Annotated in this window: 18 protein-coding genes and 2 pseudogenes; 6 read left to right on the forward strand and 14 right to left on the reverse strand. The window is 65.2% G+C overall.

Translation table 11 applies throughout. The features are described from left to right. Nucleotides 1-7: 7 nt before the first annotated feature. The 9 genes and pseudogenes from ACFJI2_RS19225 to ACFJI2_RS19265 form a co-directional block, all read right to left on the reverse strand. Entirely contained in the window at nt 8-850 is an 843-nt protein-coding gene (locus ACFJI2_RS19225; protein ID WP_377701451.1) for a tRNA pseudouridine synthase A, read from the reverse strand. A 69-nt stretch (nt 851-919) separates the two neighbouring features. After that, nucleotides 920-3,889 (reverse strand): FimV/HubP family polar landmark protein, encoded by a 2,970-nt coding sequence (locus ACFJI2_RS19230; RefSeq protein WP_377701452.1) that lies wholly within the window; start codon nt 3,887-3,889, stop codon nt 920-922. Between the two features lie 223 nt (nt 3,890-4,112). Then, nucleotides 4,113-5,240 (reverse strand): aspartate-semialdehyde dehydrogenase, encoded by a 1,128-nt coding sequence (asd, locus tag ACFJI2_RS19235; protein ID WP_107877545.1) that lies wholly within the window; start codon nt 5,238-5,240, stop codon nt 4,113-4,115. A gap of 17 nt (nt 5,241-5,257) precedes the next feature. Next, a pseudogene (leuB, locus tag ACFJI2_RS19240) lies at nt 5,258-6,330 on the reverse strand (3-isopropylmalate dehydrogenase). Between the two features lie 8 nt (nt 6,331-6,338). Continuing rightward, nucleotides 6,339-6,986, reverse strand: coding sequence for a 3-isopropylmalate dehydratase small subunit (gene leuD, locus ACFJI2_RS19245; RefSeq protein ID WP_107877549.1), 648 nt, complete (start codon nt 6,984-6,986; stop codon nt 6,339-6,341). A 57-nt stretch (nt 6,987-7,043) separates the two neighbouring features. Then, the gene (locus tag ACFJI2_RS19250) at nt 7,044-7,166 is read right to left on the reverse strand and encodes an entericidin A/B family lipoprotein (protein WP_132138349.1); all 123 of its coding nucleotides are present in this window, start codon (nt 7,164-7,166) and stop codon (nt 7,044-7,046) included. Nucleotides 7,167-7,201: 35 nt separating this feature from the next. Continuing rightward, a complete protein-coding gene (leuC, locus tag ACFJI2_RS19255) occupies nt 7,202-8,605 on the reverse strand; it encodes a 3-isopropylmalate dehydratase large subunit (RefSeq protein ID WP_377705871.1) in 1,404 nt (467 codons plus the stop codon). 187 nt (nt 8,606-8,792) lie between these two features. Continuing rightward, entirely contained in the window at nt 8,793-10,706 is a 1,914-nt protein-coding gene (locus ACFJI2_RS19260) for a chemotaxis protein CheA (RefSeq protein WP_377701454.1), read from the reverse strand. Then, nucleotides 10,706-11,539, reverse strand: a complete 834-nt coding sequence (locus tag ACFJI2_RS19265) for a protein phosphatase CheZ (protein WP_377701455.1) — start codon at nt 11,537-11,539, stop codon at nt 10,706-10,708. Before ACFJI2_RS19265 ends, ACFJI2_RS19260 begins: the two co-directional genes overlap by 1 nt. 416 nt (nt 11,540-11,955) lie before the next feature. Here ACFJI2_RS19265 and ACFJI2_RS19270 point away from each other — a divergent pair, with 416 nt between their 5' ends. From ACFJI2_RS19270 to ACFJI2_RS19295, 6 genes are all read left to right on the forward strand, one after another. After that, a complete protein-coding gene (locus ACFJI2_RS19270; protein ID WP_107877555.1) occupies nt 11,956-12,423 on the forward strand; it encodes a universal stress protein in 468 nt (155 codons plus the stop codon). A 71-nt stretch (nt 12,424-12,494) separates the two neighbouring features. Then, nucleotides 12,495-13,139, forward strand: coding sequence for a response regulator transcription factor (locus ACFJI2_RS19275; protein ID WP_107877557.1), 645 nt, complete (start codon nt 12,495-12,497; stop codon nt 13,137-13,139). 137 nt (nt 13,140-13,276) lie between these two features. Next, nucleotides 13,277-14,173, forward strand: coding sequence for a Crp/Fnr family transcriptional regulator (locus ACFJI2_RS19280; RefSeq protein ID WP_377701456.1), 897 nt, complete (start codon nt 13,277-13,279; stop codon nt 14,171-14,173). A gap of 146 nt (nt 14,174-14,319) precedes the next feature. Further along, complete coding sequence (gene hemP / locus ACFJI2_RS19285; RefSeq protein ID WP_377701457.1) at nt 14,320-14,514, forward strand: hemin uptake protein HemP; 195 nt, start codon at nt 14,320-14,322, stop codon at nt 14,512-14,514. Nucleotides 14,515-14,592: 78 nt separating this feature from the next. Then, complete coding sequence (locus tag ACFJI2_RS19290) at nt 14,593-14,928, forward strand: hypothetical protein (RefSeq protein ID WP_377701458.1); 336 nt, start codon at nt 14,593-14,595, stop codon at nt 14,926-14,928. A 9-nt stretch (nt 14,929-14,937) separates the two neighbouring features. Continuing rightward, nucleotides 14,938-16,185, forward strand: a complete 1,248-nt coding sequence (locus ACFJI2_RS19295) for a DUF2325 domain-containing protein (protein ID WP_377701459.1) — start codon at nt 14,938-14,940, stop codon at nt 16,183-16,185. 53 nt (nt 16,186-16,238) lie between these two features. Here the strand turns inward: ACFJI2_RS19295 and ACFJI2_RS19300 are convergent, their stop codons facing one another. From ACFJI2_RS19300 to ACFJI2_RS19320, 5 genes and pseudogenes are all read right to left on the reverse strand, one after another. Continuing rightward, nucleotides 16,239-19,133, reverse strand: coding sequence for a TonB-dependent receptor (locus tag ACFJI2_RS19300; protein WP_377701460.1), 2,895 nt, complete (start codon nt 19,131-19,133; stop codon nt 16,239-16,241). Between the two features lie 810 nt (nt 19,134-19,943). Next, nucleotides 19,944-20,872, reverse strand: a pseudogene (locus ACFJI2_RS19305) (IS110 family transposase); the annotation flags it as partial. Nucleotides 20,873-21,009: 137 nt separating this feature from the next. Next, on the reverse strand, nt 21,010-23,763 hold the full coding sequence (locus tag ACFJI2_RS19310) for a TonB-dependent receptor (RefSeq protein ID WP_377701461.1): 2,754 nt from the start codon (nt 23,761-23,763) through the stop codon (nt 21,010-21,012). Nucleotides 23,764-24,042: 279 nt separating this feature from the next. Then, nucleotides 24,043-25,407 carry a sulfite reductase subunit alpha gene (locus ACFJI2_RS19315; RefSeq protein WP_377701462.1) on the reverse strand — a complete coding sequence of 455 codons (1,365 nt, stop codon included), beginning with the start codon at nt 25,405-25,407 and terminating at the stop codon, nt 24,043-24,045. Nucleotides 25,408-25,409: 2 nt separating this feature from the next. Further along, entirely contained in the window at nt 25,410-26,492 is a 1,083-nt protein-coding gene (locus tag ACFJI2_RS19320; protein ID WP_377701463.1) for an FAD:protein FMN transferase, read from the reverse strand. Nucleotides 26,493-26,554 lie beyond the last annotated feature (62 nt).

The raw sequence follows: 26,554 nt of genomic DNA on the forward strand, positions 1-26,554 counted from the left end.
TATCCTTTCAGAACCACGGCAGCGGGCGCGCGCTTTCCTGCGGCAAGTCCCACTTGGGGTCGTATTCGATGTCGGCCAGGTACAGGCCGTCCGGCATGAAGGTGGGCGCGGCTTTCGAGCGGTCCTTCAGCGCCAGCAGCTGGCCCAGCCACTCCGGCTCCTCGCGCCCGGCGCCGATGTAGACCAGCGAACCGACCAGGTTGCGCACCATGTGGTGCAGGAAGGCGCTGGCGCGCAAGGTGAACACGATCAGGTCGCCATGCCGCTCGATGCGGATTTCGTGCATCTGCTTGACCGGGGTCTTGGCCTGGCAGTGCGCGGCGCGGAAGGTGGTGAAGTCGTGCTCGCCGATCAGCGCGGGCACGGCGGCGCGCATGCGCTCCACGTCCAGCGGGCGGTGCGTGAAGCCGGCGCGGCCGGCCAGCAGCGGCGAGCGCACCTGGTGGTTGTGCAGCAGGTAGTGGTAGGTGCGGGAACGCGCGCTGAAGCGGGCGTGGAAGTCCTGCGCGGTGTGCAGCGGCGGGTTGCCCGCCTCCGCCGCAGGGTCGTACGGCACCACCTCGTGCAGCTCCCTGGCCCAGCGCACGCCGATGGAATCGGGCAGGAAGGCATTGATGCCACGCACCCAGGCGTGCATTTCGCGGTTCAGCTCGGTATCGAAGTGCACCACCTGGCCCAGCGCGTGCACGCCGGCGTCGGTGCGGCCGGCGCAGGTGGTGGCCAGCGGCACGGTGGCGAAACGCTCGATCGCCTTTTCCAGCTGGTCCTGCACGGTGTTGCCGCAGGGTTGGGTCTGGTAGCCTTGCCAGGCGGTGCCGTCGTACTGGACTCCTAATGCGATGCGTTTCAATTGCTGCTCTGTATGTTGTGTGCCTCGGCGCATTATACCCGCCGGGGCAAGGGGCGGCTGCCCTGCCCCTTAGCCCAGCAAGGCGCGCATGGAGCTGGCGCGGGCCACCTGGTCGTCGCTGCCGCCGCGGATGACTTCATCGAGCAGCTCGCGCGCGCCTTCCTTGTCGCCGATTTCCTGGTAAGCGATCGCCAGGTCCAGCTTGGTGTCCATTTCCATGTGCATGGCCGACATTTCATCGTCGCCGCCGGCCGGCGCCTTGGCTGCCGCGCTGCCCAGCAGGTCCAGGTCGATGCCGGACAAGTCGAACTCGGGCGCCGCAGGGGCGGACGGCGCGACGGCCGGCGCCGGGGTGGCGGTGGCGTCGCCCAGGCCGGGTATGTCGAAGTCGTCCATGGACAGTTCGGCGCTGGCCGGGGCCGGTGCCGGGGCTGGGGCCGGCTCGTCAGGCAGCTTGAAGTCCATCATGTCCAGTTCGGCCAGCGGGTCCGGCGCTGGCGCCGGGGCTGGGGTGGGGGCGCTGGCCGAGGCCGGCAAGTCCAGGCCGAAGTCCATGCTGAAATCATCGGCCGACAGCGCGGCCGGGGCTGCCAGCCCTGCGGCCTTGTCCGCAGCCGGTTCCGGCGCGGCCTTGGCGGCCGGCGGTTCCAGGTCGAAGGCAAAATCGAACGGCTCGGCGGCGCTGTCCTCGGTTTTCGGTTCCAGCGCTTCGGCCACGATGGCCGGTTCTTCGGCCGGAGCCGGCATTTCGATGGCTGGCGCGGTGGCGGCGGCTACCGGCTCAAAGCTCAGGCCGCCCAGGTCGAAGTCCAGGAAGTGGTCGGCGTCGGCGGCGGCAGCGACCGAGGCGGGCGTCGGCGCCGTGGTGGCCGGCGCGTCGAAATCCGGCAGCGCGGTGGCGTCACGGTCCAGGTCGAAGTCCATCAGGTTCGATTCGGCCGCCGCTTCCGCTGCTGCCGTGGCTGGCGCGGCGGTGGGCGCGTCCAGGCTCAGATCCAGGTCCAGGCCGCTGAAATCGGCAGCCGATGGCGCTTGCGTGGCTGGCGCGGCTGCTGGCGGCTCGGCGAACATGCTGGCGAAGTCGTCGGCGGTGGGCTCGCCGGCGGCGGCAAAGGCAGCGCCGGCCATGCCGGCAGCACCGGCCGCTGCGGCCGCGCCTGCGGCACCGGCGCCGGAACCCGAGGCGCTGGCGTACAGCGGATTCTGCGGATCGATCGCCAGGCCCAGCAGTGCTGCCTGCGCCCACTCTTCGCCCTCGCCCTTGGTCATGGCGTACAGCTCGCTGGCCTGGGCTTCAAACGAACGCGCATCCTTGCGGTTGGCGTAGATCTCCATCAGCTTCAGGCGCACGGCGTGGCGCTCGGGATGGGTGCGCAGCGCTTCCTTCAGGATTTCCTCGGCTTGCGCGTCGCGGCCGTAGGCGATGTACACGTCCGCTTCGGCCACCGGATCGACTTCGTTGGTGTCCAGCTGGCTGGCAGACGGGGCGAAATTGGAATTGAACACGCTGTTGTTGGTGTCCACGCTCTGGCCGCCGGTTTCGGCGATCAGCGGCTGCGCCTGCGCGCCCGGGTCGCCCAGCACGCTGATTTCCGGCCGGCTGCCCAGCACGCTCGTCTGTTCCTGCTTGCGGCGGCGCGCCAGGATGTAGCCCGCGCCGGCCAGCAAGGCCGCCAGCGCGATGCCGATGGCCTGGATATTGTCCATGATGATGTCCATCACGCCCGGCTCGGCGACCGGCGGCGGCGCCACGAGCGCCTTCGGCTTGGCCTTGGGCGCGGGCGCGCCTGGGGCCTGCGTAGCGGCCACGGCAGGCGCCGAGGCGGCAGGCGCGGCGGCGGACGCGGCCGGCGCGCCTGCCGCGTGCTGCTTCTCGGCCATGGCCTTGTTCTTCACCGCCATCAGTTTTTCGAGGTCGGCGACGTTCTTTTCCAGCTCCTTGACGCGCGCGTTCGCTTCGGCCACCTGCTTCTCGCGCGCGATCTTGTCTTCCTCGCCCGCCACGGCGGTCTTGCCGGCCGCCGGCACGCCGGCGGCCTTGGACAGTTTCAGCTGGTCTTTCGATTCGGTGACGGCGGTCGGGCGCTCCTCGACCTTGGCGGTGATCTTGCCGGCCGCACTCTGGCTGCTTTCCGGCGCCTTGGCCGGCGTGCTGGCCGACACCTGCCCCGCCAGCTTGCTGCGGTAGGCGTTGAAGTCGGCCGCGTGGGCGATCACCACGCCGTGCGCCTCGCCCTCATTAGCGCCGCCCTTGATGGCGTCCGAGTCTGGCACCGCCAGGATCTGGCCCGACTTCAGGCGGTTCATATTGTTGCCGACAAAGGCTTCGGGATTGGCGCGGTACAACGCCACCAGCATCATGTCCAGCGACACGTCGGCCGGCTTCAGGCGGGCGGCGATGCGGCCCAACGTGTCGCCCTGCTTGACGCGGTATTCCTTCTCGCCGTCGGTGGACGGTTCGCGCGGCGCGGGCGCCGGGCGCGGTGCCGGCGCGGCGGCCTGCGGCTGGCTCTGTTGTGCTGCCTGCTGCTGGGCCTGCGCGCGCGCGGCGGCGGCCAGCGCGGCCGGCGACGGCGTGGCAGCGGCAGCGGCAGCGGCGGCGCGGCCCGGCACGTCGACCGGCGCGGCCACCTGGGCCGGCTGGGTGCTGCGCAGCTCGGCCGGGTCCAGCAGGAAGGTGTATTCGCGCACCAGGCGGCCGCCGGTCCAGCTCAGTTCCAGCAGCATGTCCACGAAGGGTTCATTGACCGGCTGGCTGGAGGTGACGCGGATGAACTGGCGCCCGCCGCGCTGGTCCACTTCGAAGCGCAGCGACAGCAGGGCCGGGTTGAATTCGATATTGGCCAGGCGGAAGGCGTCCGCCGGGGCCAGCTTGGCGGCCAGGCCGGCCGCCTCGTCGGCGCCGACCGAGGTCAGCTCGATTTCGGCGCGCAGCGGCTGCCCCAGCGACGACAGCACGGTCAGCTTGCCCAGTCCGGCCGCGTTGGCTGCCGGGGACAGCAGCACCGCACAGACAACAGCACTGGCGAGTGTTTTCAACGCGAACGTAACGGTCTTGGGGCGGCGATTTACATGCATAGTGTCGATGGCGTCTAAGTGAGCGGAAAAGTTGCTTTCCGAGATATACCAACATATCACCATGCACAGGAGCATGCAAGCTTTGCCGCCGCTTCTGTCACCTCCGCGCTGAATTCATAGTTTGATGCAAAGAAAAAAGGGCAATTTCCCTATGAAATTGCCCTTTTGAACGCGGTGCGGAAGCTTACTTGTCGAGTACGATGCGCAGCATGCGGCGCAGCGGTTCGGCCGCACCCCACAGCAGCTGGTCGCCCACAGTGAAGGCCGACAGGTATTCGCCGCCCATGCTCATCTTGCGCACGCGGCCGACCGGGATGGTCAGGCTGCCGGTCACGGCGGCCGGCGACAGGTCGCGCACCGACGCTTCGCGCGTGTTCGGCACGAACTTGACCCACTGGTTGTCGCTGCCGATGATGTCGTTCACTTCATCGAGCGGCACGTCCTTCTTCAGCTTGATGGTCAGCGCCTGCGAGTGGCAGCGCATGGCGCCGATGCGCACGCACAGGCCATCGACAGGAATCGGCGCGCTGCCGAAGTCCAGGCCGCGGCCCAGGATCTTGTTGGTCTCGGCGCCGCCCTTCCACTCTTCCTTGGACTGGCCGTTGCCCAGGTCCTTGTCGATCCACGGGATCAGGTTGCCGGCCAGCGGGGCGCCGAACTGCTTGATCTCGTCCGGCGAGTAGCCGTGCTGGGTGGCCAGCACCTGGCGGTCGATTTCCAGGATGGCCGAAGCGGGATTGTCCAGCAGCGGACGCACGGCGGCGTTGATGGTGCCGAACTGGGTCAGCAGTTCGCGCATGTGCTGCGCGCCACCGCCCGAGGCCGCCTGGTAGGTCATGGAGGTCATCCATTCCACCAGGTCGTGCTTGAACAGGCCGCCCAGGCCCATCAGCATGCAGGACACGGTGCAGTTGCCGCCGACAAAGTTCTTCACACCCTTGGCCATCGCGTCCTTGATGACGTTCAGGTTGACCGGGTCCAGCACGATGACGGCGTCCTTTTCCATGCGCAGCGTGGAAGCGGCGTCGATCCAGTAGCCGTTCCAGCCGGCCGCGCGCAGTTTCGGAAACACTTCCGAGGTGTAGTCGCCGCCCTGGCAGGAGATGATGATCTCGCAGCGCTTCAGTTCGTCGATATTGGTGGCGTCCTTCAGCACGGTTTCATTCTTCGCCATGGCCGGCGCCTTGCCGCCAGTGTTCGAGGTGGTGAAGAACACCGGTTCGATGTGGGCGAAATCGCCCTCTTCCTGCATGCGCTGCATCAGGACCGAACCGACCATGCCGCGCCAACCTACCAGACCTACGAGTTTCATTTTGCTTTCCCTTGAATTTATTGAGACAGCGCTGCAACCACTGCATCGCCCATTTGTTCCGTGCCGACCTTCGTGGTGCCGGCTTCATAGATGTCCACGGTGCGCAAGCCTTGCGACAGCACCTTCTTGACGGCGTTCTCGATGCGGTCGGCCTGCTCGGCGCGGTTCAGCGAGAAGCGCAGCATCATGGCTGCGGACAGAATGGTCGCCAGCGGATTGGCGATGCCCTTGCCTGCGATGTCCGGCGCGGAACCATGCGACGGCTCATACAGGCCCTTGTTGTTGGCGTCCAGCGAGGCCGACGGCAGCATGCCGATCGAACCGGTCAGCATGGCGGCCGCGTCCGACAGGATGTCGCCGAACATATTGCCGGTGACGATGACGTCGAACTTCTTCGGCGCGCGCACCAGTTGCATGGCGGCGTTGTCGACGTACATGTGCTCCAGCGCCACGTCCGGGTATTCCTGGTGGACGTCGATGACGATGTCTTTCCAGAACTGGAAGGTTTCCAGCACATTGGCCTTGTCCACGCTGGTCAGGCGCTTGCCGCGCTTTTGCGCAGCCTGGAAGGCCACGTGGGCGATGCGGCGGATTTCGCCTTCGGCGTAGCGCATGGTGTCGTAGCCTTCGCGCTGGCCCTTGAAGGGACCGTCCGGGCACTCGCGCACGCCGCGCGGCTGGCCGAAGTAGATGTCGCCGGTCAGTTCGCGGATGATCAGGATATCCAGCCCGGAGACCACTTCAGGCTTGAGCGTGGAGGCGCCGGCCAGTTCCGGGTACAGGATGGCGGGACGCAGGTTGGCGAACAGGCCGAGGTTCTGCGCAGGCCCAGAATGGCCTGCTCCGGGCGCAGCGCGCGCTCCAGGCTGTCGTACTGGTAGTCGCCGACGGCGCCGAACAGCACCGCGTCGGCCGCCTTGGCCAGCGCCAGCGTGTCTTCCGGCAGCGGATGGCCGTGCGCGGCATAGCCGGCGCCGCCGACCGGGGCGGTTTCCAGTTCGAACTTCTCGTCCAGCACATTCAGTACCTTGACTGCCTGCGCCACGATTTCCGGGCCGATGCCGTCGCCCGGGAGGATAGCAATTTTCATATGAGTTCTTAGATGACGTTGGCCAGCCAGGGCTGGTTCGCCAGATGACGCTCTTCGAAGGCGCGGATGTCGTCTGCGTGGCGCAGCGTCAGGCCGATATCGTCAAGTCCGTTCATCAGGCAGTATTTGCGGAAGGCGTCGATCTCGAAGGGGTAGGAGACGCTGCCGTTGCTGGTGGAAATACGCTGCTGCTCAAGATCCACCACCAGGCGATAACCGGGGAAGGCCTTGACTTCATTGAACAGATGATCGATCTGTTGCTCGCTCAATACGATGGGCAGCAAGCCGCTTTTGTAGCAGTTATTGAAAAAGATGTCGGCGAAGCTGGGCGCCACGATGGCGCGGAAGCCGTACTGGTCCAGCGCCCACGGCGCGTGCTCGCGCGAGGAGCCGCAGCCGAAGTTCTTGCGCGCCAGCAGGATGGAGGCGCCCTGGTAGCGCGGCTCGTTCAGCACGAAGTCCGGGTTCAGCGGACGCTTGCTGTTGTCCATGCCGGGTTCGCCATGGTCCAGGTAGCGCCACTCGTCAAACAGGTTGGGGCCGAAGCCGGTGCGGTGGATGGACTTCAGGAATTGCTTCGGGATGATGGCGTCGGTATCGACGTTGGCCCGATCCAGGGGCGCCACCAGTCCTTCGTAGATCGTAAATTTTTCCATGATGTTTTCTGCATAGTGCAGACCGGCGCGCGTGCGCGCTGCGCCGGCATGCGGCTGTTATTTCCCGCCGGCGCTGGTCACGACCTGGCCGGCCTTTTGTACGTCCCTGCCGATGCCGGAAATGGTGTTGCAGCCGGTCAGCACGAGGGTGGCAAGGATCAGGGTGGTTAGCGTTTTCATGGTGGGATTCTCGTAGTCTAAAAAAGTAAAAAAGTTCAGTGCACCTTGCGCACGTCGACGAAGTGGCCGGCGATGCCGGCTGCCGCCGCCATGGCGGGCGACACCAGGTGGGTGCGTCCGCCCTGGCCCTGGCGGCCTTCGAAGTTGCGGTTGGAGGTGGAAGCGCAGCGCTCGCCCGGCTCCAGGCGGTCGGCGTTCATGGCCAGGCACATGGAGCAGCCCGGCTCGCGCCACTCGAAGCCGGCGTCGCGGAAGATGCGGTCCAGGCCTTCGCGCTCGGCTTGTTCCTTGACCAGGCCGGAGCCCGGCACCACCAGCGCCAGCTTGACGTTGGAGGCGCGCTGCTTGCCGCGCACCACGGCGGCGGCCGCGCGCAAGTCCTCGATGCGCGAATTGGTGCAGGAGCCGATGAAGACCTTGTCGATGCGGATGTCCTCGATGGCCGTGTTGGGCTTGAGGTTCATGTACACCAGGGCTTTTTCCATGGCGTCGCGCTTGACGGCGTCTTTTTCGTGGTCCGGGTCCGGCACGCGGCCGTCGATGGACACCACCTGCTCGGGCGAGGTGCCCCAGGTGACCTGCGGCTTGATCTCGGCCGCGTTGAGCGTGACCACCAGGTCGAATTTCGCGCCCGGGTCCGAATGCAGGGTGCGCCAGTAGGCCACCGCGCGGTCCCAGTGCGGGCCGACGGGCGAATAGGGACGGCCCTTGACGTAGTTGATGGTGGTGTCGTCCACGGCCACCATGCCGGCGCGCGCGCCAGCCTCGATCGCCATGTTGCAGACCGTCATGCGGCCTTCCATCGACAGCGCGCGGATGGTGGAGCCGCCGAACTCGATGGCGTAGCCGTTGCCGCCGGCCGTGCCGATCTTGCCGATAATGGCCAGCACGATGTCCTTGGAGGTGACGCCGGCCGGCAGCGCGCCGTCCACCTGCACCAGCATGGCCTTGGATTTCTTCTGCAGCAGGGTCTGGGTGGCCAGCACATGCTCCACTTCCGAGGTGCCGATGCCGTGCGCCAGTGCGCCGAAAGCGCCGTGGGTGGAGGTGTGCGAGTCGCCGCACACCACCGTCATGCCCGGCAGGGTGGCGCCCTGCTCCGGCCCGATCACGTGCACGATGCCCTGGCGCTTGTCGTTCATGTTGAAGTAGGTCATGCCGACCGACTTGGTGTTGTTGTCCAGCGTTTCGACCTGCAGGCGCGAGACCGGGTCTTCAATGCCGTGCGAACGGTCGGTGGTCGGCACGTTGTGGTCGGCCACGGCCAGGTTGGCCGAGATGCGCCACGGCTGGCGGCCGGCGGCGCGCAGGCCGTCGAATGCCTGCGGGCTGGTTACTTCGTGCACCAGGTGGCGGTCGATATAGAGGATGGACGTACCGTCATCTTCGGTGCGCACCACATGGGATTCCCAGAGTTTGTCGTAAAGCGTCTTCATGATTGCTGCTACTGCCCGTGTGAGAATTTCACTTTGATTATGCCATATTTGTGCAATGCAAAACCAAGCCCGTCTGTCCGCCTCGTGAGCCGATGCGGCTTCAGGTTCCGATCCACCTTGTATGACGCCCTTTGAAAAAAAAGCCTGCGGATCTCGCAGGCTTTTGTGTTTTCTTGCTGCCGGCGGTTTTTTAAGCCGCCATGCGTACACTACCCCTGCATCCGTCCATCAGGAACGATAGGCCTACTACTAGCACCAGCTCGCCCTCTGCGGAACGCGCGGTGCCGGTAATGCCTTCGACGGAAATCGCAGTCATCGGTTTAATGACCAGGTCGGCCGTGCCATCGACCGCTTCCACGGCCAGGATGTAAGGCTGCGGCGCGTTGACCACGATGCCCACGCGTTCCGACGCGGGCGCGTAGCCCAGCGCGCCGGCCAGCGTGCGCACCGGCAGCGGACGGCCCTGGTCCTTCAGCACCGGCGCGCCGCCCACTTCCATGAACTCTTCCGGCAGTTCGACCACGCGCTGCACCACGGCCATCGGCAGCGCCAGCAGCGCGCCCGAGGTCGACACCAGCATGGTCGGCACGATGGACAGCTCGATCGGCAGGCGGATGGCGAACTTGGTGCCCTTGCCCAGCGCCGACTCGATGTGGATGGCGCCGCGGTTCTTTTCCACGGCGGTCTTCACCACGTCCATGCCGACGCCGCGGCCGGATACGCTGGACGCCACTTCCTTGGTCGAAAAGCCCGGCAGGAACACCAGCTGGTACGATTCGTCGTCCGTCATGTTAGCAGATGGCGAGATCAAGCCCTTCTCCGCCGCTTTTTTACGCAGCGCGATCGGGTCCATGCCCTTGCCGTCGTCCTGCAGCACGATCATGACGCTGTTAGCTTCCTGCCATGCTTTCAGCGAGATGTAGGCCTTGGACGGCTTGCCGGCGGCCACGCGCACGTCCGGCGATTCCACGCCGTGGTCCAGCGCGTTGCGCAGCATGTGCACCAGCGGATCGTACAGGCTGTCCACCACCACGCGGTCGACTTCGGTCTCCGCGCCTTCGATGGTCAGTTCGACTTCCTTGCCCAGGTCCTTGGCCAGCTCGCGCACCAGGCGCGGGAATTTCTGGAACAGGCGGCCCACCGGCTGCATGCGGGTGGCCAGGGTGGCGCGCTGCAGCTCGCTGGAATAGCGCGAAGCGCGTTCCAGCGTTTCGGTCAGCGCCGACATCAGGCTGGCGGCCTGGCCTTCGAATTTGAATTGCTGCAGGCGCTCCAGCAGCACGGCGGCCTGGTTGGCCGCCTGCACCGACTCGCCGGCCACTTCCAGCAGCGCGTCCAGCTTGACCGCGTCGATACGGATGCTTTCTTCCTTGGCCGGCGCGGCGTGCACCTTGTCGTCGCGCTCCGGACGGGCGCGGGCGGCGGCGGGCGCGGCTTCGGCGTGCACTTCGGCCAGTACCGCGGGCGGCGTGCCGCCGGCGGCGGCGATGGCGGCAGCCACGCCTTCGGACACGGCCGCTGCGGCAGCCGGGGCCGGCGCGCTGCGCGTGTACGTGCCTTCCGGCACCACGGAGATATACATGCCTTCCCAGTCCAGGCCGTCCGCCGACGCGGCGCCGGCCGGGGCGGCGGCGACTGCGGCCACAGCGGCTGCAGCAGGCGCGGCGGCTGGCGCCGGGGCAGCAGCGGCGGCCGGGGCGGCCTTGGCCGGCGCGCCGGCCTTGCCCTCGATGGCGTCCTTCAGGATCGCCTCCAGGTCGGCCGGCATGGCCGGCAGGTCTTCCGGCGCACCGCCGTTGTTCAGTTCGGTCAGCTGGTCGGCCACGAAGCCGGACGCCATCAGCGCCGCCTCGATCGCCAGCGGGGTCACCGGCGCGGCGCCGGTGCGCAGCGCGTCGAACAGGTTTTCCGTCAGGTGGCAGGCCGACACCAGCGCGCCCAGGCTCATGAAGCCGGCGCCGCCCTTGATGGTGTGGAAGGCGCGGAAGACGGCGTTCAGCGTTTCCTTGTTTTCCGGGTCGCGTTCGAGGCGCAGCAGGTTTTCTTCAACATTTACAGCCAGGTCCATCGCCTCGACGACGAACTCCTTGAGCATATCGTCCATTAGAATCCCAGATCGGCAAGAAGGTCATCGACACTGTCCTGGTTCAGCGCCACCGCCGGGGCGGAGGGGCCGGACATCAGCGACACCTCTTTTTGCGCAATCTTTTCGCGCACTTCGGTCGGCGCATTGTCTTTCAGCAGCTGCGCCAGCTCGGCTTCCACGGTCTTGGTGATGCCCACCACTTTCTTGATCAGCTGGCCGGTGATGTCCTGGAAGTCCTGCGCCATCATGATTTCCAGCAGGCGGGCTTTTTCCGCCTCGGTGGCGGCCGACACGGCCTGCGCGAAGGCGCGCGAATCGCCGGCCAGGGTCTTGAATTCGTCCAGGCTGAGCTTGCCCTCGAACAGCGCGGCCCAGCGGTCTTCCATTTGCCTGGATTGCTTGGACAGCACGTCCTGCGCCGGCATGCCGTCGTCCAGCGTGTTGAGCACCTTGTTGGCGGCCTGTTCGGTCAGGGTGGCCACGTATTCCAGGCGGTCCTGCGCGTCGCCGATCTGGGCCGACGCTTCGGTCAAGGCCTTGTCGTAGCCCAGTTCGCGCAGCGAATCGTGCAGCAGGCGCACGATGCCGCCCAGGCGCTCAAACATCGGATTGTCGCCGTGGTCGACGGCGGCGGCCGGCTCGGCGGCCGCAGACACGACCGGGGCCGCCACGGGGGCCGCCGGGGCGGCGGCGGCAGCGGAGACTTGGTCGAACAGGCTCTCCAGGTCGTCTTCGGCGGACGCGGCGGGAGCGGCAGTCGTTGCAGGTGCGGATGCGGGTGCAGGTTCTGTAGCGCGTTGCGCGGACACTTCATCAAATAGTGCGTCGAAATCATCAGCGGCGTTGGTCATATCCCTGCTTCTCCATAATTTGTCAAATTGCTGCATGCTGCGCGCCATGGCGTCCTTTGTGATGACGTCCGGCAATATTCAGTCCGCTTACGCGAGTGTAGCAGGGCGCTGCCCGGTTGTTCAATCGCGGGCTGCGCCGCCCTGCTCCGCAGTATCGCGAAAACGAAGTTTACTGTTGTATTTGGATGTATTTGGAGATACTAACATCGCCAGGGGCTGGCCGGATATGCCCCAGAGGAACAAATACCGCCCTCTGGCGAAAAATATCCGTCCAGGACAGCAGGTCGTTTCCCTGTGGGAGCGCCTGTTTCTTGATAAATATCAAGTCTTTCCATCCTAATAATGGACGGAATCGGGGCTACAATGAAGCATGGGCACCGTGTAGCGATGCGGATTTCACAGAAAAGGAGCTGCATATGTACCGCAAAATCCTGATAACCACCGATGGGTCGGCCGTCTCCAAGATGACGGCCTGCGCCGGCGTGTCGTTCGCCCAGCAAATGGGCGCCGAAGTGCTGGCCCTGTTCGTCGCGCCGGAGTACCAGTATCCGATCTACGTCGAAATCATCCCTCCCAGCTATCCCAGCGAAGAGGAATACCGCGCCGCCATGCAGCGCGCCGGGGCCGAGCACGTCCAGCCCATCCTCGACGCGTGCCGCAAGAAAGGCCTGGAGTGCCAGGGCATGACGGCCTTTGCCGAAAGCACCGCGCTGAAGATCGTTGACGTGGCGGCCCAGCAAGGTTGCGACCTGATCTTCATGGGTTCGCACGGCCGCAGCGGCTGGGGACAGCTGCTGCTGGGCAGCGTCACCAACAAGGTGCTATCGCACTCGAAGCTGCCGGTGCTGGTACACCGCCTGCTGAAAGAGCCGCTGCCCGACTGAGCGCCGCCCGCGGGTGGCGCCGCGCGCCACCCCGGTTTTCTATTCCTTATGCACCAACACCACCGCAATCCATGATCAGAATTGTCATAGCCGACGACCACACCATCATGCGCGAAGGCCTCAAGCGCATTCTCGACGGAGCCCCCGACATCGATATCGTAGGCGAAGCCGTCGACGGCTTCGACGTGCTGAACCACATCCGCCAGGGCGGCTTCGACCTGCTGCTGCTGGACCTGTCGATGCCGGGCCGCAGCGGCGTCGAGCTGATCCGCCAGATCAAGAGCGAGGCGCCCAAGCTGGCCATCCTCATCCTCACCATGCACGAGGAAGAACAGTACGCGGTGCGCGCCATCCGCGCCGGCGCGCAAGGCTACCTGACCAAGGAAAGCGCTGGCACCCAGCTGCTGGGCGCCATCCGCCGCGTGGCCGCCGGCCGCCCCTACATCAGCACCGAAGTGGCCGAACAGCTGGCCCTGAACATCATGATGCCGAACGAAAGCCTGTTGCATAAACAGCTGTCGGACCGCGAATTCGAGGTTTTTTCGCTACTGGTGGCGGGCAAATCCATTACCGATATCGCCAACGGCCTGCACCTGAGCGTCAAGACCGTCAGCACCCACAAGACCCGCATCATGCAGAAAATGGGCATGAATTCCCTCTCGGAGATGGTGCAGTACGCGGTCGCGCACCGGCTGCTGTCCCCCTTCAAAACGTAGGATTACTCCTACGGCTGGGCGCTTACTCCTACGCCCACAATCAGCCTCGGCTGATATCTATGGCAAGACCATGTTGGCATACTGAAATCACACATCAGAAGTTGCCAGATGGTCATAACTGCTACAAGGAGAAAAGCATGCAGTCTACGCAAAGCACCGAATTTCGCCCCGGCGCGCCGGCGGTGCCACCGTCCGGCCTGGAAGCCGGGCGCCAGCGCCAGGGCCGGCTGTGGTCGAACCTGAAGGAAGTCTGCGAACTGCTGCACATCCCTCCAGTCAACATCGCCCACTCGGAAGAACTGCTGTTCCAGCACGTGCAGTTCAAGACCGGCCAGCGCATCCACACCATAGGCCAGCCCTTTGACATGCTGTACATCGTCAACTCGGGTTTCCTGAAAACCGTCCTGATCGACGAGTTCGGCAACGAACAGGTGCTCAGCTTCCCCATGAAGGGCGACATGATGGGCGTGGACGGCATCCACACCCGCCATTACTCGTCCGAGGCGGTGGCGCTGTCGGACTGCGACCTGATCCTGCTGCCTTTCCGCAAGCTGGCCGCGCTGGGCCGCGTGCATATCGAGCTGGAAAACATGATGTACGGCGTGATGAGCCGGGAACTGGTGCGCGAGCAGGCCATGATAGGCATGCTGGGCGCCCTGAGCGCCGAGGCCCGCGTGGCGCGCTTCCTGGTGGCGCTGTCGGACCGCTTCGCGCAGATGGGCTATTCCAGCAAGCTGTTCAACCTGCGCATGACGCGCCACGAAATCGGCAGCTACCTGGGACTGACGCTGGAGACGGTCAGCCGCACGCTGTCGGCTTTCAACGAAGTCGGCCTGATCAGCGTGGACCAGCGCACCATCGGCATCAAGGACCCGGAAGCGCTGAAGAACCTGCGCCGCCTGCCGCCGTCGCGCGCGCGCGGCCGCCAGCCCGGCACGCGCGCCAAGCAGGCCGTGGCTGCGGCGGCGCCCGCCCCGGCCCCGGCCCCGTTGTCCGCCGCGCCGGCCAGCCAGCCGCTGTACGCCGCCGTCTGACGATTTCCCCAGGCATTACCCCAGTTTGGCCCGCCGCGTGCGGGCCTTTTTTCATGCGCGCACGCCATGCAAATTGTTCTTGCAAATTAAGCAGCCTTGAACAATAATGCAAATGCGAATCGTTCTCATTTAATGGAGTGTCCAATATGCATGCAGAGAAATCCAGCCTGGCCCCGGCCGGCGCCGCCCTTCCCGCTCCAGCCCGCAGCCCCGCGCCCGCCATCCGCCGCCTGACTAGTGCCGGCCTGATGCAGGATCAGCGCGAAGTCGAAATCGAACACGGCAATAAAATCTACCGCCTGCGCATCACCCAGCTTGGCAAGCTGATCCTGACCGCCTGACCGCCTGCCCCATTCTTTCCCCGCCAGCCATCCGCAGCGCGCGGTAGCCAGCCACCCTGACCTTGCGAGGAGTGCCTGATGGCTATCATCGACCGTACCGATCCAATCTTCCTGACCACCCACCACAGCGGCCAGCGCCCCGAGCTGATGCTGTCGGCGGTGCTGCACCTGATGTCGCACTACACGGCCAACGCCGGCGAGAGCGGCGCCTGCCTGAAGCTGGCCTCCGTCATCGAGCGCCACCTGAAGGCGCTGGCCAGCCTGCCGGAACTGGCGCCGGTGCTCAGCGCCACCTGCCAGCAGCTGTCCGAGCAATGGGCCGGCGTCGTCGAGCGCGCCATGCCGGCGCCGGCAAAGCACAACTTCCTGGAACGCCTGATGGCCCGCACGCGCAGCGGCGAACAGGCGGCGTGAGGCGGGGCCATGTGCGATCAACATCTGGCCAGGCCGGCCGCGCACGCCTCGCGCCGGCGCCGCCTGTGGGAACTGGGCCACGCCTGCCACTGCCCGCTGGTGGGGGTGGGCATGCCGCTGGCCGCGCTGCGCAAGCTGGTGGGCAAGGTCACCGGCGGCACCGTGGTGGCGGACGACTACGAAGTGCACGTGGGCGTGGTGACCGAGTGCGGCACGCGCAACCGCCTGTCCGAAGCGCTGCAGAAAGAACTGGAGCGGCGCTACGCCGGCGTGCTGCTGCGCTTCAAGAGCGCCAAGGATAGCGGGGCCGTGGCGGCCCTGTGGCGCGCCGCCGTGGCCAACGGCGACGTGGCCGGCGCCTTCTGGGCCGGCCTGACGCACGCGCGCTGCACGCCCGAGCTGGAAGAACAGATGTGCCGCGACCTGCACATGGTGCAGCACCAGGCCGGCGCCTGCGCGCGCGCAGACATCACGCGCTTCCACGCGGTGCTGGAGGAAAACTCGCGCATGACGCGCGAACTGGCGCGGCTGCAGCAGCGCAACGCCGCCATGCAGCTGGAGCGCAACGCCGAACTCGACCAGCACGCCAGCCAGCTGATGCAGCTGCGCGCCCAGCTGGTGGGCCGCGACAGCCTGGCCGACTCGCTGCGCCACGAACTCGAACAGCTGCGCGCTTCCATCCCCGGCCTGGACACGCGCGACCGCCTGGCGCAGCGCCTGAGCCAGGTGGACGAGCGCGAGCGCACGCTGCGCAACCAGGTGGCCGAACTGAAGCAGGAACTGGCGCGCGCGCAGGCCGCTTTGGCGACGCTGCCTGTCCAGCCGGTCCAGCCTGCGCAGGCCGGGCAGGCGCCTCCAGCAGCCCATGGCAGCCAGCACGCGGGCGGCAGCGTCGCACTGCCCGGCGGCGAGGCCGGCGTGACGGAACACGTGATCCGCATGCCCGCACGCCTGGCCGACCGCAGCATCCTGTGCGTGGGCGGCCGCACCGGCAACGTGGCCACCTACCGCGCGCTGATCGAGCGCGTGGGCGCGCAGTTCGCACACCACGACGGCGGCCTGGAAGACAGCGCCAACAAGCTCGAAGCCAGCCTGGCCGCCGCCGACCTGGTGATCTGCCAGACCGGCTGCATCAGCCACAGCGCCTACTGGCGCGTGAAGGACTTCTGCAAGCGCACCGGCAAGCGCTGCGTGTTCATCGACAACCCCAGCGCCTCCAGCCTGGCGCGCGGGCTGGCAGAAGCCGACCTTGCATAAAAAAACCCCCGCCGGCTCGCACCGGCGGGGGTTTTAAGTTCCTGCGGACAGGATTACTTGAAGGCGTACTTCGCGGTGACGCGGAAGGTACGGCCCATGCCGTTGTGCAGCTGGGTGTTGTAGCCTTCAAACTGCGTGGCGGTGCCGTAGCGTGGATCGTACGGAGCCTGCTTGTCCAGGAGGTTCTTGATGTTCAGGGACAGGGTCAGGTTCTTGATACCGGAGTACGAGTAGTTCACGCCGAAGGTGGTCCAGCTAGCCACTTCGCAGTTCGAGCTGGTGTATTTCGGCAGGCCGCCCAGCTGGTAAGCGGAGGACGGCTGGCCCACGCCGTAGTGGCAGTACGGCACTGCATACACGTCGGCATTGTCGTAGCGGCGCAGCAGCGACACGTGGTCGACGAAATCGATCAGGCCGGTCAGGCTATGCACGCCGTAGGTCCAGTTGGTCGAGAACGACGCGCGGTTGCGCGGGTTGTCGCCAGCCGTAATCGCCCAGTCCGACAGGCCGCCATTCGAACCGGCGGTGTTATGCGCGGTGTCGCCAGGCAGCATGGCGCGCTTGTAGGTGTTCAGGTAGCTCCAGTTCAGGGTGCTGCTCAGGCGGCCCCAGTCGCCCAGCGAGTTGCGCAGGGTAACTTCCAGATCCACGCCGCCGACTTCGGTGCTGCCCTGGTTGATGTAGGAACGGTTCACCTGCAGGATAGGACCGGAATTCGGCACCACGGTACCGTTTTCCAGTACCAGCTGGTTGGCGGCGCTGGTGTCGCGCACCACGGTCGCGCCTGGGTACTGGCTAGGATGGTCAACCACGCCTTGCGCGCTCAGCAGAACGGTCTCGTCGCGCAGCTTGATATGGTAGAAGTCGACCAGCACGTCCAGGTTCTTGGTCGGCTGCAGGATCAGGCCCAGCGAAGCGGACTTCGACTTTTCAGGCTTCAGCTGCGGATTGGCTGCCGACAGGCTGGAAATGCTCTTCGCGCAATCGGCGGTGGTAGCGTTGCCCAGCGGGTGCACGCCGTCCGGGCAGCGCACCGTGTCGGTCACGGTCTGGAAGGACTGCACGCCGCCTGGCGACACCTGGGTCAGCGCCGGAGCGCGGAAGCCGCGCGCGTAGGAACCGCGCAGGGCGATCTGCTCGCTCACGGTCCACTTGCTGCCGACTTTAGGTACGAAGCTCGATTCGCTTGGATACTTGTCGTAGCGGCCGGCGAAGTCCATCTCGAAGTTCTTCAAGAACGGCGTGCGCAGTTCGATGAAGGCGGACTTCACGTTGCGCTGGCCGTCCGCCAGCGAGTTGGCCAGGCCGACGATGTTGCCTGCCTGGGTTTCCTTGTCCGGCGTCAGGCCGATTTTTTCCTGGCGGATTTCGCCGCCGAAGGCCAGGCCGATGTCGCCGCCAGGCAGCTTGCCCAGCGTGGTCGACGCTTTGGCATCCAGTTGCGTGACCTGCGAGAAGCCGTTGTTTTCCAGGTTGCGGGTCGAGTTAGGATCGGCAATGGTCTGGGCGATGGTGCGGTTTTCGGTCACCAGGCGCTCGACGACCGGGCGGTACAGCATGTTGAAGTAATGCTCGGTACGCTCGCTGCGGTTCCACAGCAGGCCGGTTTCCCAGTCGAAGATGCCGGTGGTGCCCTTCAGGCCGGCCAGCGCGCGGTACGATTCATTGATGTTTTCGGTACCGCCTGGGTGACCCATCATGCGGAAGCCCACGGCCGCGCGCGACGGCGTGAAGCCGTTGGCTGCGGTGAACGGATTGTCCGGGTGGCCGATTGGCAGGATAGGCTGGAACTGGGACGCGGCTTTGCCGTCGGCCGAGAATACGGTGACCGACGCGGTGCTCGACACGGTGCGCGGAGGACCGGCGTAGGTGCGCTCGGTGCGCGAGTACGACGCCTCGGCAAACGCGGTGACCGCTTCGCTGACCTTGAAGGTGCCGCGCGACAGGATGTTGGCATCCTTGCCGGCGCTCTGGACTTCGTTGAAGTCGTTCAGGTTGAAGTTACAGAAAGTGCGGCCCACCAGCACGCTGGTCGCGGTCAGGTTGTGGTCGGCGATGCTGCCCACCAGCTGCTGCGACGGATCGCAATTGGTGCGGTTGATCACGTCGGCGCGCAGCGCGTAGGTGGTGGCGAAATTGCGGCCGTTCGGGGTGCGTTCACGGTAGTAGAACGGCTGATCGGTCAGCGAGCTCGAATACGGGTTGAGGCGGCCCTGGATGTAGGCGTAGGCAGCCTGGTCGATGCCGCCGGTGGCGTCGGCGATCTTGGTCGCGTCGCGCTTGGCCAGGTCGAAGGAGATGAAGCCGTTGAAGCGGTCCTTCTCCAGGTCGCCGAAGCCGATCACGCCGTTGATGGTCTTGCGGCCGAATTCGCCGTCGCCGTTGGAGAACACGCTGGCCGACACTTCGCCGCCGGTGAAATCGGTCTTGGTGATGAAGTTGATCACGCCCGCGATCGCGTCGGAGCCGTACACGGCCGAGGCGCCATCCTTGAAGATCTCAACGCGGTCGATAGCCGACAGCGGGATCGAATTCAAGTCGTACACGGCCGATTTGCCCTGGTTCGGGTCGGCGTAGGCGGACGACGCGATACGGCGGCCGTTCAGCAGCACCAGGGTCGAGGACGAGCCCAGGCCGCGCAGCGAGGCGGTGGCCGCGCCGCGCGAGAAACCGCCGTCGGTCACGTCGACCGAGGAGCCCGAGCCGAAGGCCGGGATCGAGTGCAGCAGTTCGGCCACGGTGTTGGCGCCGGTGGCCGCGATCTGCTTGGCAGACACGGTTTGCACCGGCGAGGAGCCTTCCTTGTCGGAACGCTTGATGTTCGAACCGGTCACGAACACTTTCGCGACAGGGGCTTCAGCAGCTTGCTGAGCGATGGCGAACTGGGTGCTGCCCAGCGCCAGGGCAATAGCGATCACGCTTTGCTTCAGGACCAATTTATTGTTCAAAAGTTTCTCCGCTGTAGTGGGGGGATGGAACTATGCCGGCGCTTGCATGCCGGTTGCCATCTGTGCCGACGGCTTGTTTCGAAAGACTCAATGTTTTTTCGAAGGGACGATCTGAACATTTGACCTAAAGAAAGTCAATGAACAGACAATAAATTTGCGGGGCGCGTTTTTTTTCAAAACGAAAGAAAAAATACGCGCTTCCCGTACGAAAGTCGCCAAAAGCCGGGATTGGGAAACTTTATTTCAATAGCTCGAAAAATTCCGTATTTTGTGCCATCAAAAGCAAAGTTCTCATAAACATATGCGCGTTGCGCGCCATTCGTTGATGCTTATTTGCAACGGACTTCCAGTTACATTTATACAAAAATACAACAGCCTGGAGGTTACTCCTTTTGCCAACCGGAAGGAAAAAACTGCAAACGTCCGCATCTCCGTCGATCGGCGGGCAAAGAAATCTATGGTCACCCTCCTTTTTGCAAGCTGATTTTGTATGATGTAGGTAGGCTTGCTTAAATCTATCCGGCGTCTGATTGGGGATGCGTACCCCCGCGCCACGATGAGAGTCGCGCCTGTCGGTCCTTAAAAGCCCCTCGGCCTTGCCAAGCCGGTTTTTATTCCAGGGTATCCGTCAGGCTGTTGTGCCGTTCACGTCATCCAATGTCAGCAGTCGCAAAACCAGGTAGGTGTACGTTAAAAAGTGAGCCAGGGAGGCCGTCATTTCGCGATGACGGCCTCTGTCATTTCAAATTCCGTGTGATGGGCAGCGATGGCCCATGCGGTACGTGCCAGTTTGTTCGCCAAGGCACAGGCCACCACGTTGGAATGGCGCCGTGTGAGCATGGAGCGCACCCATTCCGCCAGCCGTCCCCGCTGCCGCTCCAGGCGCTGCATATAAGCCCGGGCGCATTGCACCAGCAGGCGCCGTAAGCCTTTGTCGCCGCGCTTGCTGATGCCGAGCAGATTGTTTCTGCCGCCAGTGCTGTACTGGCGCGGCACCAGCCCGACGGCGGCGGCAAAATCCCGACCGCAGCGGTAGTGCTTGCCGTCGCCGACTTCAGCCGCGAGGACGCTGGCCGTGATCGGTCCGATACCGGGCACCGTCATGAGCCTCTGGCCCAGATCGTCCTCGGCCAGTTGACGATTCAATTCTGTCTCGATGTCGGCACTCTGTTCATCGAGGTACTTGAAGTGGACTTGCAGCCGCTCCAGCACCCTCATCAGCCGTGCAGGCAGGTGTTCTTCCGCCAGCACGGAAGGCAACCGCTTATCGCTGCGTGGCCAACCGGCAGGCTGATGCCGAACTCCAGCAGGAAGGCGTGGATCTGGTTACTTGCCTTGACCCTGTCGCGCACCAGCGATTCGCGCACGCGGTGCAGCGCTGAGAGCATTTGCTGGGATTCATTTTTTGGTGTGACGAAACGCATCGCTGGGCGGCTGGCCGCTTCGCAGATTGCCTCCGCGTCGATGAAATCGTTCTTGTTGCTTTTGACGAAGGGGCGCACAAACTGCGGCGAGATCAGCTTGGGCTCATGGCCGAAGCGGGCCAATTGCCGGGCCATGAAATGTGCTCCCGCGCAGGCTTCCATGACAATCGTGCACGGATGAAAATTGGCAAGGAACTCGATCAGTTGCTTGCGGCTGAACTTCTTGCGCAGCAGCGCTTTGCCTTGCCGGTCCTGACCGTGGACGTGAAAGTTGTGTTTGCCAAGGTCGATGCCGATGAGGGTAACGGATTCCATGATGATCTCCTCTGGAAATGAAACACCCTATAAGCTTAGTAACTTATAGGGTGGAGGGTGACCATCTCATTAGCCCCGCCGGTTGGCACCGGGCGGGGCTTGGCTTGCACTGGCCGCAGCGCGGCCAGGCTCTTCCATTAGAAGCTGTAGTTGCCGGTCATGTAGAAGGTGCGGCCCAGCGGATCAGCATAGCGCGGGTCGAAACCAACCTGGTGGCCCGACGAGGCGCGCAGCGAGAACGGCGGGTTGCGGTCGGCGATGTTCTTGATGCCGGCGCGCAGACCGATCTGCTTGTTCACTTGCCACTTGCCCTGCCAGTCGAACGTCAGGTGCGACGGCACTTCCATGCGGAACTTCTCCAGCTTGTTGGTCGCCACGTTGCGGCTTTCCGCTTCCGCGTCGGTGTAGCCGTTGCGGTAGTTGGCCGTCAGCGTGTTCGAGAACGCGCCGGTGTCCAGCGTGGTGGCCAGGCGGATGATGTGGCGGAACGACACGGCATCGTTGATGCCGAAGAAGTTCATGCTGTTGACCCAGTCGTTATCCGTACCTGGACGGGTGTAGTCCGACTTGATCAGGTAGGTGCCGTTCAGCACGGTGGTCAGGTTGCCGATCGCGAAGCGGTGACGGTAGGTGGTCTCCCAGTCGATACCCTGGTTGTGGGTCTGGCCGATGTTGATCGACAGCGTCTTCTTGGCCCAGTAGGTCTGGTTGTTGCCTGGATCGACGAAGGTGGTGAACAGATTGCGGAACTTGACCGGATCGGCAAAGATCTGCGCTTCGCTCACGCTCGACACCGCGTCGCGGATCTTCACGTCCCACAGGTCGGCCTGCACCGAGAACGACGAAGTCGGCTCGAAGCGGAAGCCTACGGTGAACTGCTTGGATTTCTCCGGCTTCAGGTTCTCGTTACCGCCCGACACCACGTTGTACTGGCGCTTGCCTACCTGGCAATAGTCGGCGTTCTCGGCCTTCAGGTTGGCCGGGCAATCCCACGACGAGGAGGTGAAGCCGGCCGACACCAGCGGCTGGCCGATGTCCAGCATGCTAGGCGCCTTGAAGCCGGTGCCGTAGGAGCCGCGCGCCAGGAAGGTCTGGGTAGGCTGCCAGCGTGCCGACACCTTGTAGGTGCTGGACGATTCTTTGGAACCCATGTCGCGCTTGGCGATCGCGTTCTTGACCGCGTCGAAGGTATCGTAGCGGGCCGCGGCGCTCAGCTCGACGGTCTTGTGCACCGGTGCGCTCAGTTCGGCAAACACGCCGTAGTTGGCGCGTTCCAGGTCGTAGGCCGGCGAAGCGCTGAAGCCGAAGATGTCCGAGCTGGTGGCGTGCGGGGTCTGCACGTAGTGGTAGGTGCGGTAGTCGCCGCCCAGCGCGATGGCGGACGGGCCACCCGGCAGCGCGAACAGCTCGCGCGAAGCGCGCGCGTCGATGCCTTTCAGCGTGGTGGACGCGTCGCGGATCGAACCCTTGTAGACCGAGTTGGCGATCAGTTGCTTGGTGGAGTCGGTCTGTTCGCCGATGCCCAGGAAGGGATTGAACAGGTTCTTGGCCAGCATGTCGCGGAACTCCGTGTTCTTCACGTAGCCGCCCACATAGCGCTCGTCGATCGCGTTCTGCGACCAGGTCAGGCCGGAACCGAAGGTCCAGGCGCCGAATTCGCCTTCCGCGCCCAGCACCAGGTTCTTCGAATCGGTGATGGTCTGGCTGTCGCGGGTGCCCCAGTCGTAGGTGCGGTAGCTGGCGGTCACTGCCTTGACGTCCGCATCCTGCGCGGCGGTCAGGTAAGGCTTGACGTAGCTGTTGTACAGCGGCGAGTTCTTGGCGATCGACACGGAGGCGGTGTTAGGCGCGATGCGGGCGGTCAGGTCCAGGCGCGAGTAGGCCGCTTCGGCGAACAGGGTCAGGTCGTCGGTGGCCTTGAAGGTGGCTTTGCCGAAGAAGCTGTCGCGCTTGTTTTCCGGCACGATCTCGATGGTCTGCACAAAGTCGAAGCCGCAGTTCTGCACCAGCGCGGTGTTGCTCAGCGCCAGCTGGTTCATCGGCGCGCAAGTGCCGTTTTTCTTCTGGTACGGATTGAAGCCGATCGGCTGGCTGCCGGCCGCATTGAAGGTGGCCGACACATTGGCAGGAATGGCTGCCGGGCTGGTGCGGTCGTAGATGTAGTTTTGACCATTGTTGGCAAACTTCACGTACGCGGTGTTGGCAAAGTCACGGTCCAGCGCCTTGACCTGCTTGCGCTCGTCATGGCGGAACGAGGCCATCACGTTGAAACGGTCCTTCTCCAGGTCGCCGAAACCGTAGGTGGCGCTGACGTTGGACTGCGAGCCTGGGCTGCTGTCGCCCGGCTGGCTGTAGGTGGCTTCGATCGAGCCGCCCTTCAGGTTTTTCTTCAGGATGAAGTTGATCACGCCGGCGATGGCGTCCGAGCCGTACAGGGCCGAAGCGCCGTCGGTCAGGATTTCCACGCGCTCAACCGCACCCATCGGGATGGCGTTCAGGTTGATGGCGCTGCCCGAGCCTTGCGGCGCGATGCGGCGGCCGTTCAGCAGCACCAGGGTGTAGCTTTCGCCGATATCGTGGATGGATGCGGACACGCGGCCGCCGGAGTTGGTGCCGGCTGCGATGGCGTCGATGGTGAAGCCTTGCATGGAGGGCAGGGCCTGGATCAGGTCGGCCACGGTGGCAGCGCCCGACTTGGCGATCTGTTCCTGCGACAGGCGTTGCACTGGCAGTGCGCCTTCCACGGCGATGCGCTTAATGGCCGAACCGGTGATTTCCACCTTCTGGATCTGCTCTTGAGCAACGGCATTGCCGCCCAGCGTGGCGGCACCCGCCATGACCGCAAATGCCCAGCGTACCGAACGCACGCCTATCTTCTCTTTCAAAACCATGCACTACTCCTGTCATCGTGGATCAACGCAAGGGATACGCGCGAAACGCACGCAATTTTTACAAATAGTTAACCGCCTTGCCCTCGGAAGACCTGATTATGTAATGCAACTGTCATGAACGTCATGGCAAAGATGATAGCAAGATTGCCAAAAAGTTACAAAAAGTGTGAGAATTGGAGATAATTCAGGTTGCTTGTGGTCGGACCAAATTAAGTTCCGCCAATTTGACGAAAATACGCGCAAGTTGTCTTATTTTCGCAACGTTAGCATGAGATCACGTCAGTAGACGTCGCGCCGGTAGCGTCCTTCCACTGCCAGCTGCGCCAGTGCGGACCGGCCCAGCAGCGTGGCCAGCGCATGGTCCACACCGGCCGCCATGCCCTCCAGGCTGCCGCACACGTAGATGGCAGCGCCGTCCGCCAGCCAGGCGCGCAGCTGTTCGGCCCGCGCCGGCAGCAAGTCCTGCACATAGCGCTGCGGGCCGCCGTCGCGCGACCAGGCCAGGTCCAGCGCCGGCAGCTGGCCGGCGGCTTGCCAAGCTACAATTTCTTCGCGGTAATGGAAGTCATGGGCCAGCTGGCGCTCACCGAACAGCAGCCAGTTGCGCGCCTGGCCGGACACGGCGCGCGCGCGCAGGTGGCCGCGCAAGCCGGCGATGCCGCTGCCGTTGCCGATCAGGATCAGCGGCCGACCGGCATTGCCTTCCAGGCGGAAGCGGCGGTGCTGGCGCACGCGCAGCTGCACCGTCTCGCCCGGCCTGGCCTGCACGCACAGCCAGCCCGAGGCGTGGCCGTGGCTGCCGTCCGCATGCAGGTGCAAGCGCACCAGCAGGTGCACCCGGCCATCCGACGGCACCGAGGCGATCGAATATTCGCGCGCGCGCGACGGGTCGGACGGCGCCGCTACCTGCACCAGGTCGCCGGACTGCCACTCCGGCAGTGCGCCGCTCAACGGTTCGAGTTCGATATGGAAAATGGGCGCCCCGGCGCTGCCGGGGTTGAGCTGGCGGCGCGCCGCCAGGCGCCAGCCATCGAAAGCCGGCGCCCCCCAGTCCGGCGCGTCGCTGGTGCCGGCCAGGTGGCTCAGTTGCTGGCGCCACGCGGCAATGGCCGGCGCCGCATTGCAGTTCACCTCCACGCGCTCGAACAGGCTGCTGGCGCCCTGCTCCCGCAGCCACTGGTCCAGCGCGCGGCCGAAGCCGCAGTAGTTGACGTAGGACATGTCGCCCAGCGCCAGCACCGCGTAGTGCAGCTGGCCCAGCGGCAGCTTGCGCGTCATGATGCGGCTGGCGAAGGCGGCAGCCGAGTCGGGCGCATCGCCCTCGCCGTAAGTGCTGACCAGGAACAGGATGCGTTCGGCGCCCGCCAAGTCCTTCTCCTTCAGGCCGGACAGCTCGCACAGCCGCACCGGGATGCCGGCCAGGCGCAGCGTTTCGGCGGTCTGCCCGGCCAGCTCCTCGGCGTTGCCGGTCTGGCTGGCGTAAGCGACGATCCAGCCCGGTGCCAGCGCGGCCGCCGCGTCGCCGGCCGCGTGCGCCAGGCGCTTGCGGCGCTGGCGCAGCCACGGCGCCAGGCAAACCAGGGCGTAACTGATGAAACAGGCCGCCGTCAGGGCCAGGCGCAGAGGATCGTTGGTCAATATCATGTTCAGTTCACATCATCGTCCAGCATGGCCCGCATCGGGCTGCTGAGGTGTTCCGTGTAGCCGCCGGCGGCGCCGCGCAGCACGAAGCGCGCGGCCAGGCCCTGCCGCTCGGCCAGCGCCATGCCCTGCTGCACGCCCAGCACGGTGAGCGCGGTGGACCAGGCGTCGGCCGCCATGCAGTGCGGATGCACCACGGTGACCGAGGCCAGCCCGTTGTCGATCGGCGCGGCGCTGCGCGGATCAATGGTGTGCGCATAGCGCGTGCCGTCGCGCAGGAAGTAACGCCGGTAGTCGCCGGACGTGGCCACCGACAAGCCGTGCAGCGCCAGCGCGATCTCGCCCGGCGCGGCGGCGTCAGAGGCCTCCACAGGCGGCGGCTCCAGCACTACCCACCACGGCTGTCCATCCGGCTTCATGCCGGCGCCGCGCAGTTCGCCGCCCACCTCCACCAGGAAGTGCGGCAAGCCCTGCGCCATCAGGCAATGCGCCAGGCGGTCCACGCCATAGCCCTTGGCCACGGCCGACAAATCGAGCTGCACCCCGCCCGGCTGGTACGCCCGTCCGCCGCCCGCGCGCGGCCCGCCGTCCTGCATCCCGCGCTGCGCCGCTGCCTGCGCTTGGCCAGCCTCCAGCAGCACCTGCTGCCCGGCCCGCTGCGCGCGCAGTTCGGCAACGCGCGCCGCAGTGGGCGCCGCAAAGCCCGGCTGGTCATGCCCGCCGCCCGGACCGAAGCCCCATGCGTTGACGATGGCGCCCGCGCACGGGTCGTACGCGCCGCCGGACAGACGCGCCACCTCCATGGCAAACGACAGCACATCGAAAAAGGCCGGCAGCAGCTGCTGCCAGCTGCCCGGCGCGGCGCGGTTGTAGCGCCCCAGGTCCGAATCGGGCTCCCAGTGGCTCATCTCCCCCACCACGCTATCGAGCTGCCGCTGCAGCAGCGCCTGCAAGCCCGGCGGCACCGCAGGCGCCGCCACCAGCACCGACCAGCTGGTCCCCATGCTCAAGCCGCCGAAGCGATGAACGGCGCTCCCCGCAAGCGGAGCAAGATCGGCGATCTGGTGCGGCAACAAAATACGGCGCATAGGAAAACGGCAGCCCGCAGCCGCCACAAGGTCATAGGTCATAAGCGGCCTGAGCCGCATTC

The organism is Pseudoduganella sp. UC29_71 (assembly GCF_042693265.1).
Taxonomy (GTDB): domain Bacteria; phylum Pseudomonadota; class Gammaproteobacteria; order Burkholderiales; family Burkholderiaceae_D; genus Rugamonas.

Bases quoted from the DNA above. Each gene is read 5' to 3' on its own strand.
- leuD (WP_107877549.1), bottom strand. From the start codon at position 6,986: ATGGAAAAATTTACGATCTACGAAGGACTGGTGGCGCCCCTGGATCGG.
- ACFJI2_RS19250 (WP_132138349.1), bottom strand. From the start codon at position 7,166: ATGAAAACGCTAACCACCCTGATCCTTGCCACCCTCGTGCTGACCGGC.
- ACFJI2_RS19290 (WP_377701458.1), top strand. From the start codon at position 14,593: ATGGCTATCATCGACCGTACCGATCCAATCTTCCTGACCACCCACCAC.
- ACFJI2_RS19270 (WP_107877555.1), top strand. From the start codon at position 11,956: ATGTACCGCAAAATCCTGATAACCACCGATGGGTCGGCCGTCTCCAAG.
- asd (WP_107877545.1), bottom strand. From the start codon at position 5,240: ATGAAACTCGTAGGTCTGGTAGGTTGGCGCGGCATGGTCGGTTCGGTC.
- ACFJI2_RS19320 (WP_377701463.1), bottom strand. From the start codon at position 26,492: ATGCGCCGTATTTTGTTGCCGCACCAGATCGCCGATCTTGCTCCGCTT.
- ACFJI2_RS19310 (WP_377701461.1), bottom strand. From the start codon at position 23,763: ATGGTTTTGAAAGAGAAGATAGGCGTGCGTTCGGTACGCTGGGCATTT.
- ACFJI2_RS19315 (WP_377701462.1), bottom strand. From the start codon at position 25,407: ATGATATTGACCAACGATCCTCTGCGCCTGGCCCTGACGGCGGCCTGT.
- hemP (WP_377701457.1), top strand. From the start codon at position 14,320: ATGCATGCAGAGAAATCCAGCCTGGCCCCGGCCGGCGCCGCCCTTCCC.
- ACFJI2_RS19275 (WP_107877557.1), top strand. From the start codon at position 12,495: ATGATCAGAATTGTCATAGCCGACGACCACACCATCATGCGCGAAGGC.
- ACFJI2_RS19265 (WP_377701455.1), bottom strand. From the start codon at position 11,539: ATGACCAACGCCGCTGATGATTTCGACGCACTATTTGATGAAGTGTCC.
- ACFJI2_RS19280 (WP_377701456.1), top strand. From the start codon at position 13,277: ATGCAGTCTACGCAAAGCACCGAATTTCGCCCCGGCGCGCCGGCGGTG.
- ACFJI2_RS19260 (WP_377701454.1), bottom strand. From the start codon at position 10,706: ATGGACGATATGCTCAAGGAGTTCGTCGTCGAGGCGATGGACCTGGCT.
- ACFJI2_RS19295 (WP_377701459.1), top strand. From the start codon at position 14,938: ATGTGCGATCAACATCTGGCCAGGCCGGCCGCGCACGCCTCGCGCCGG.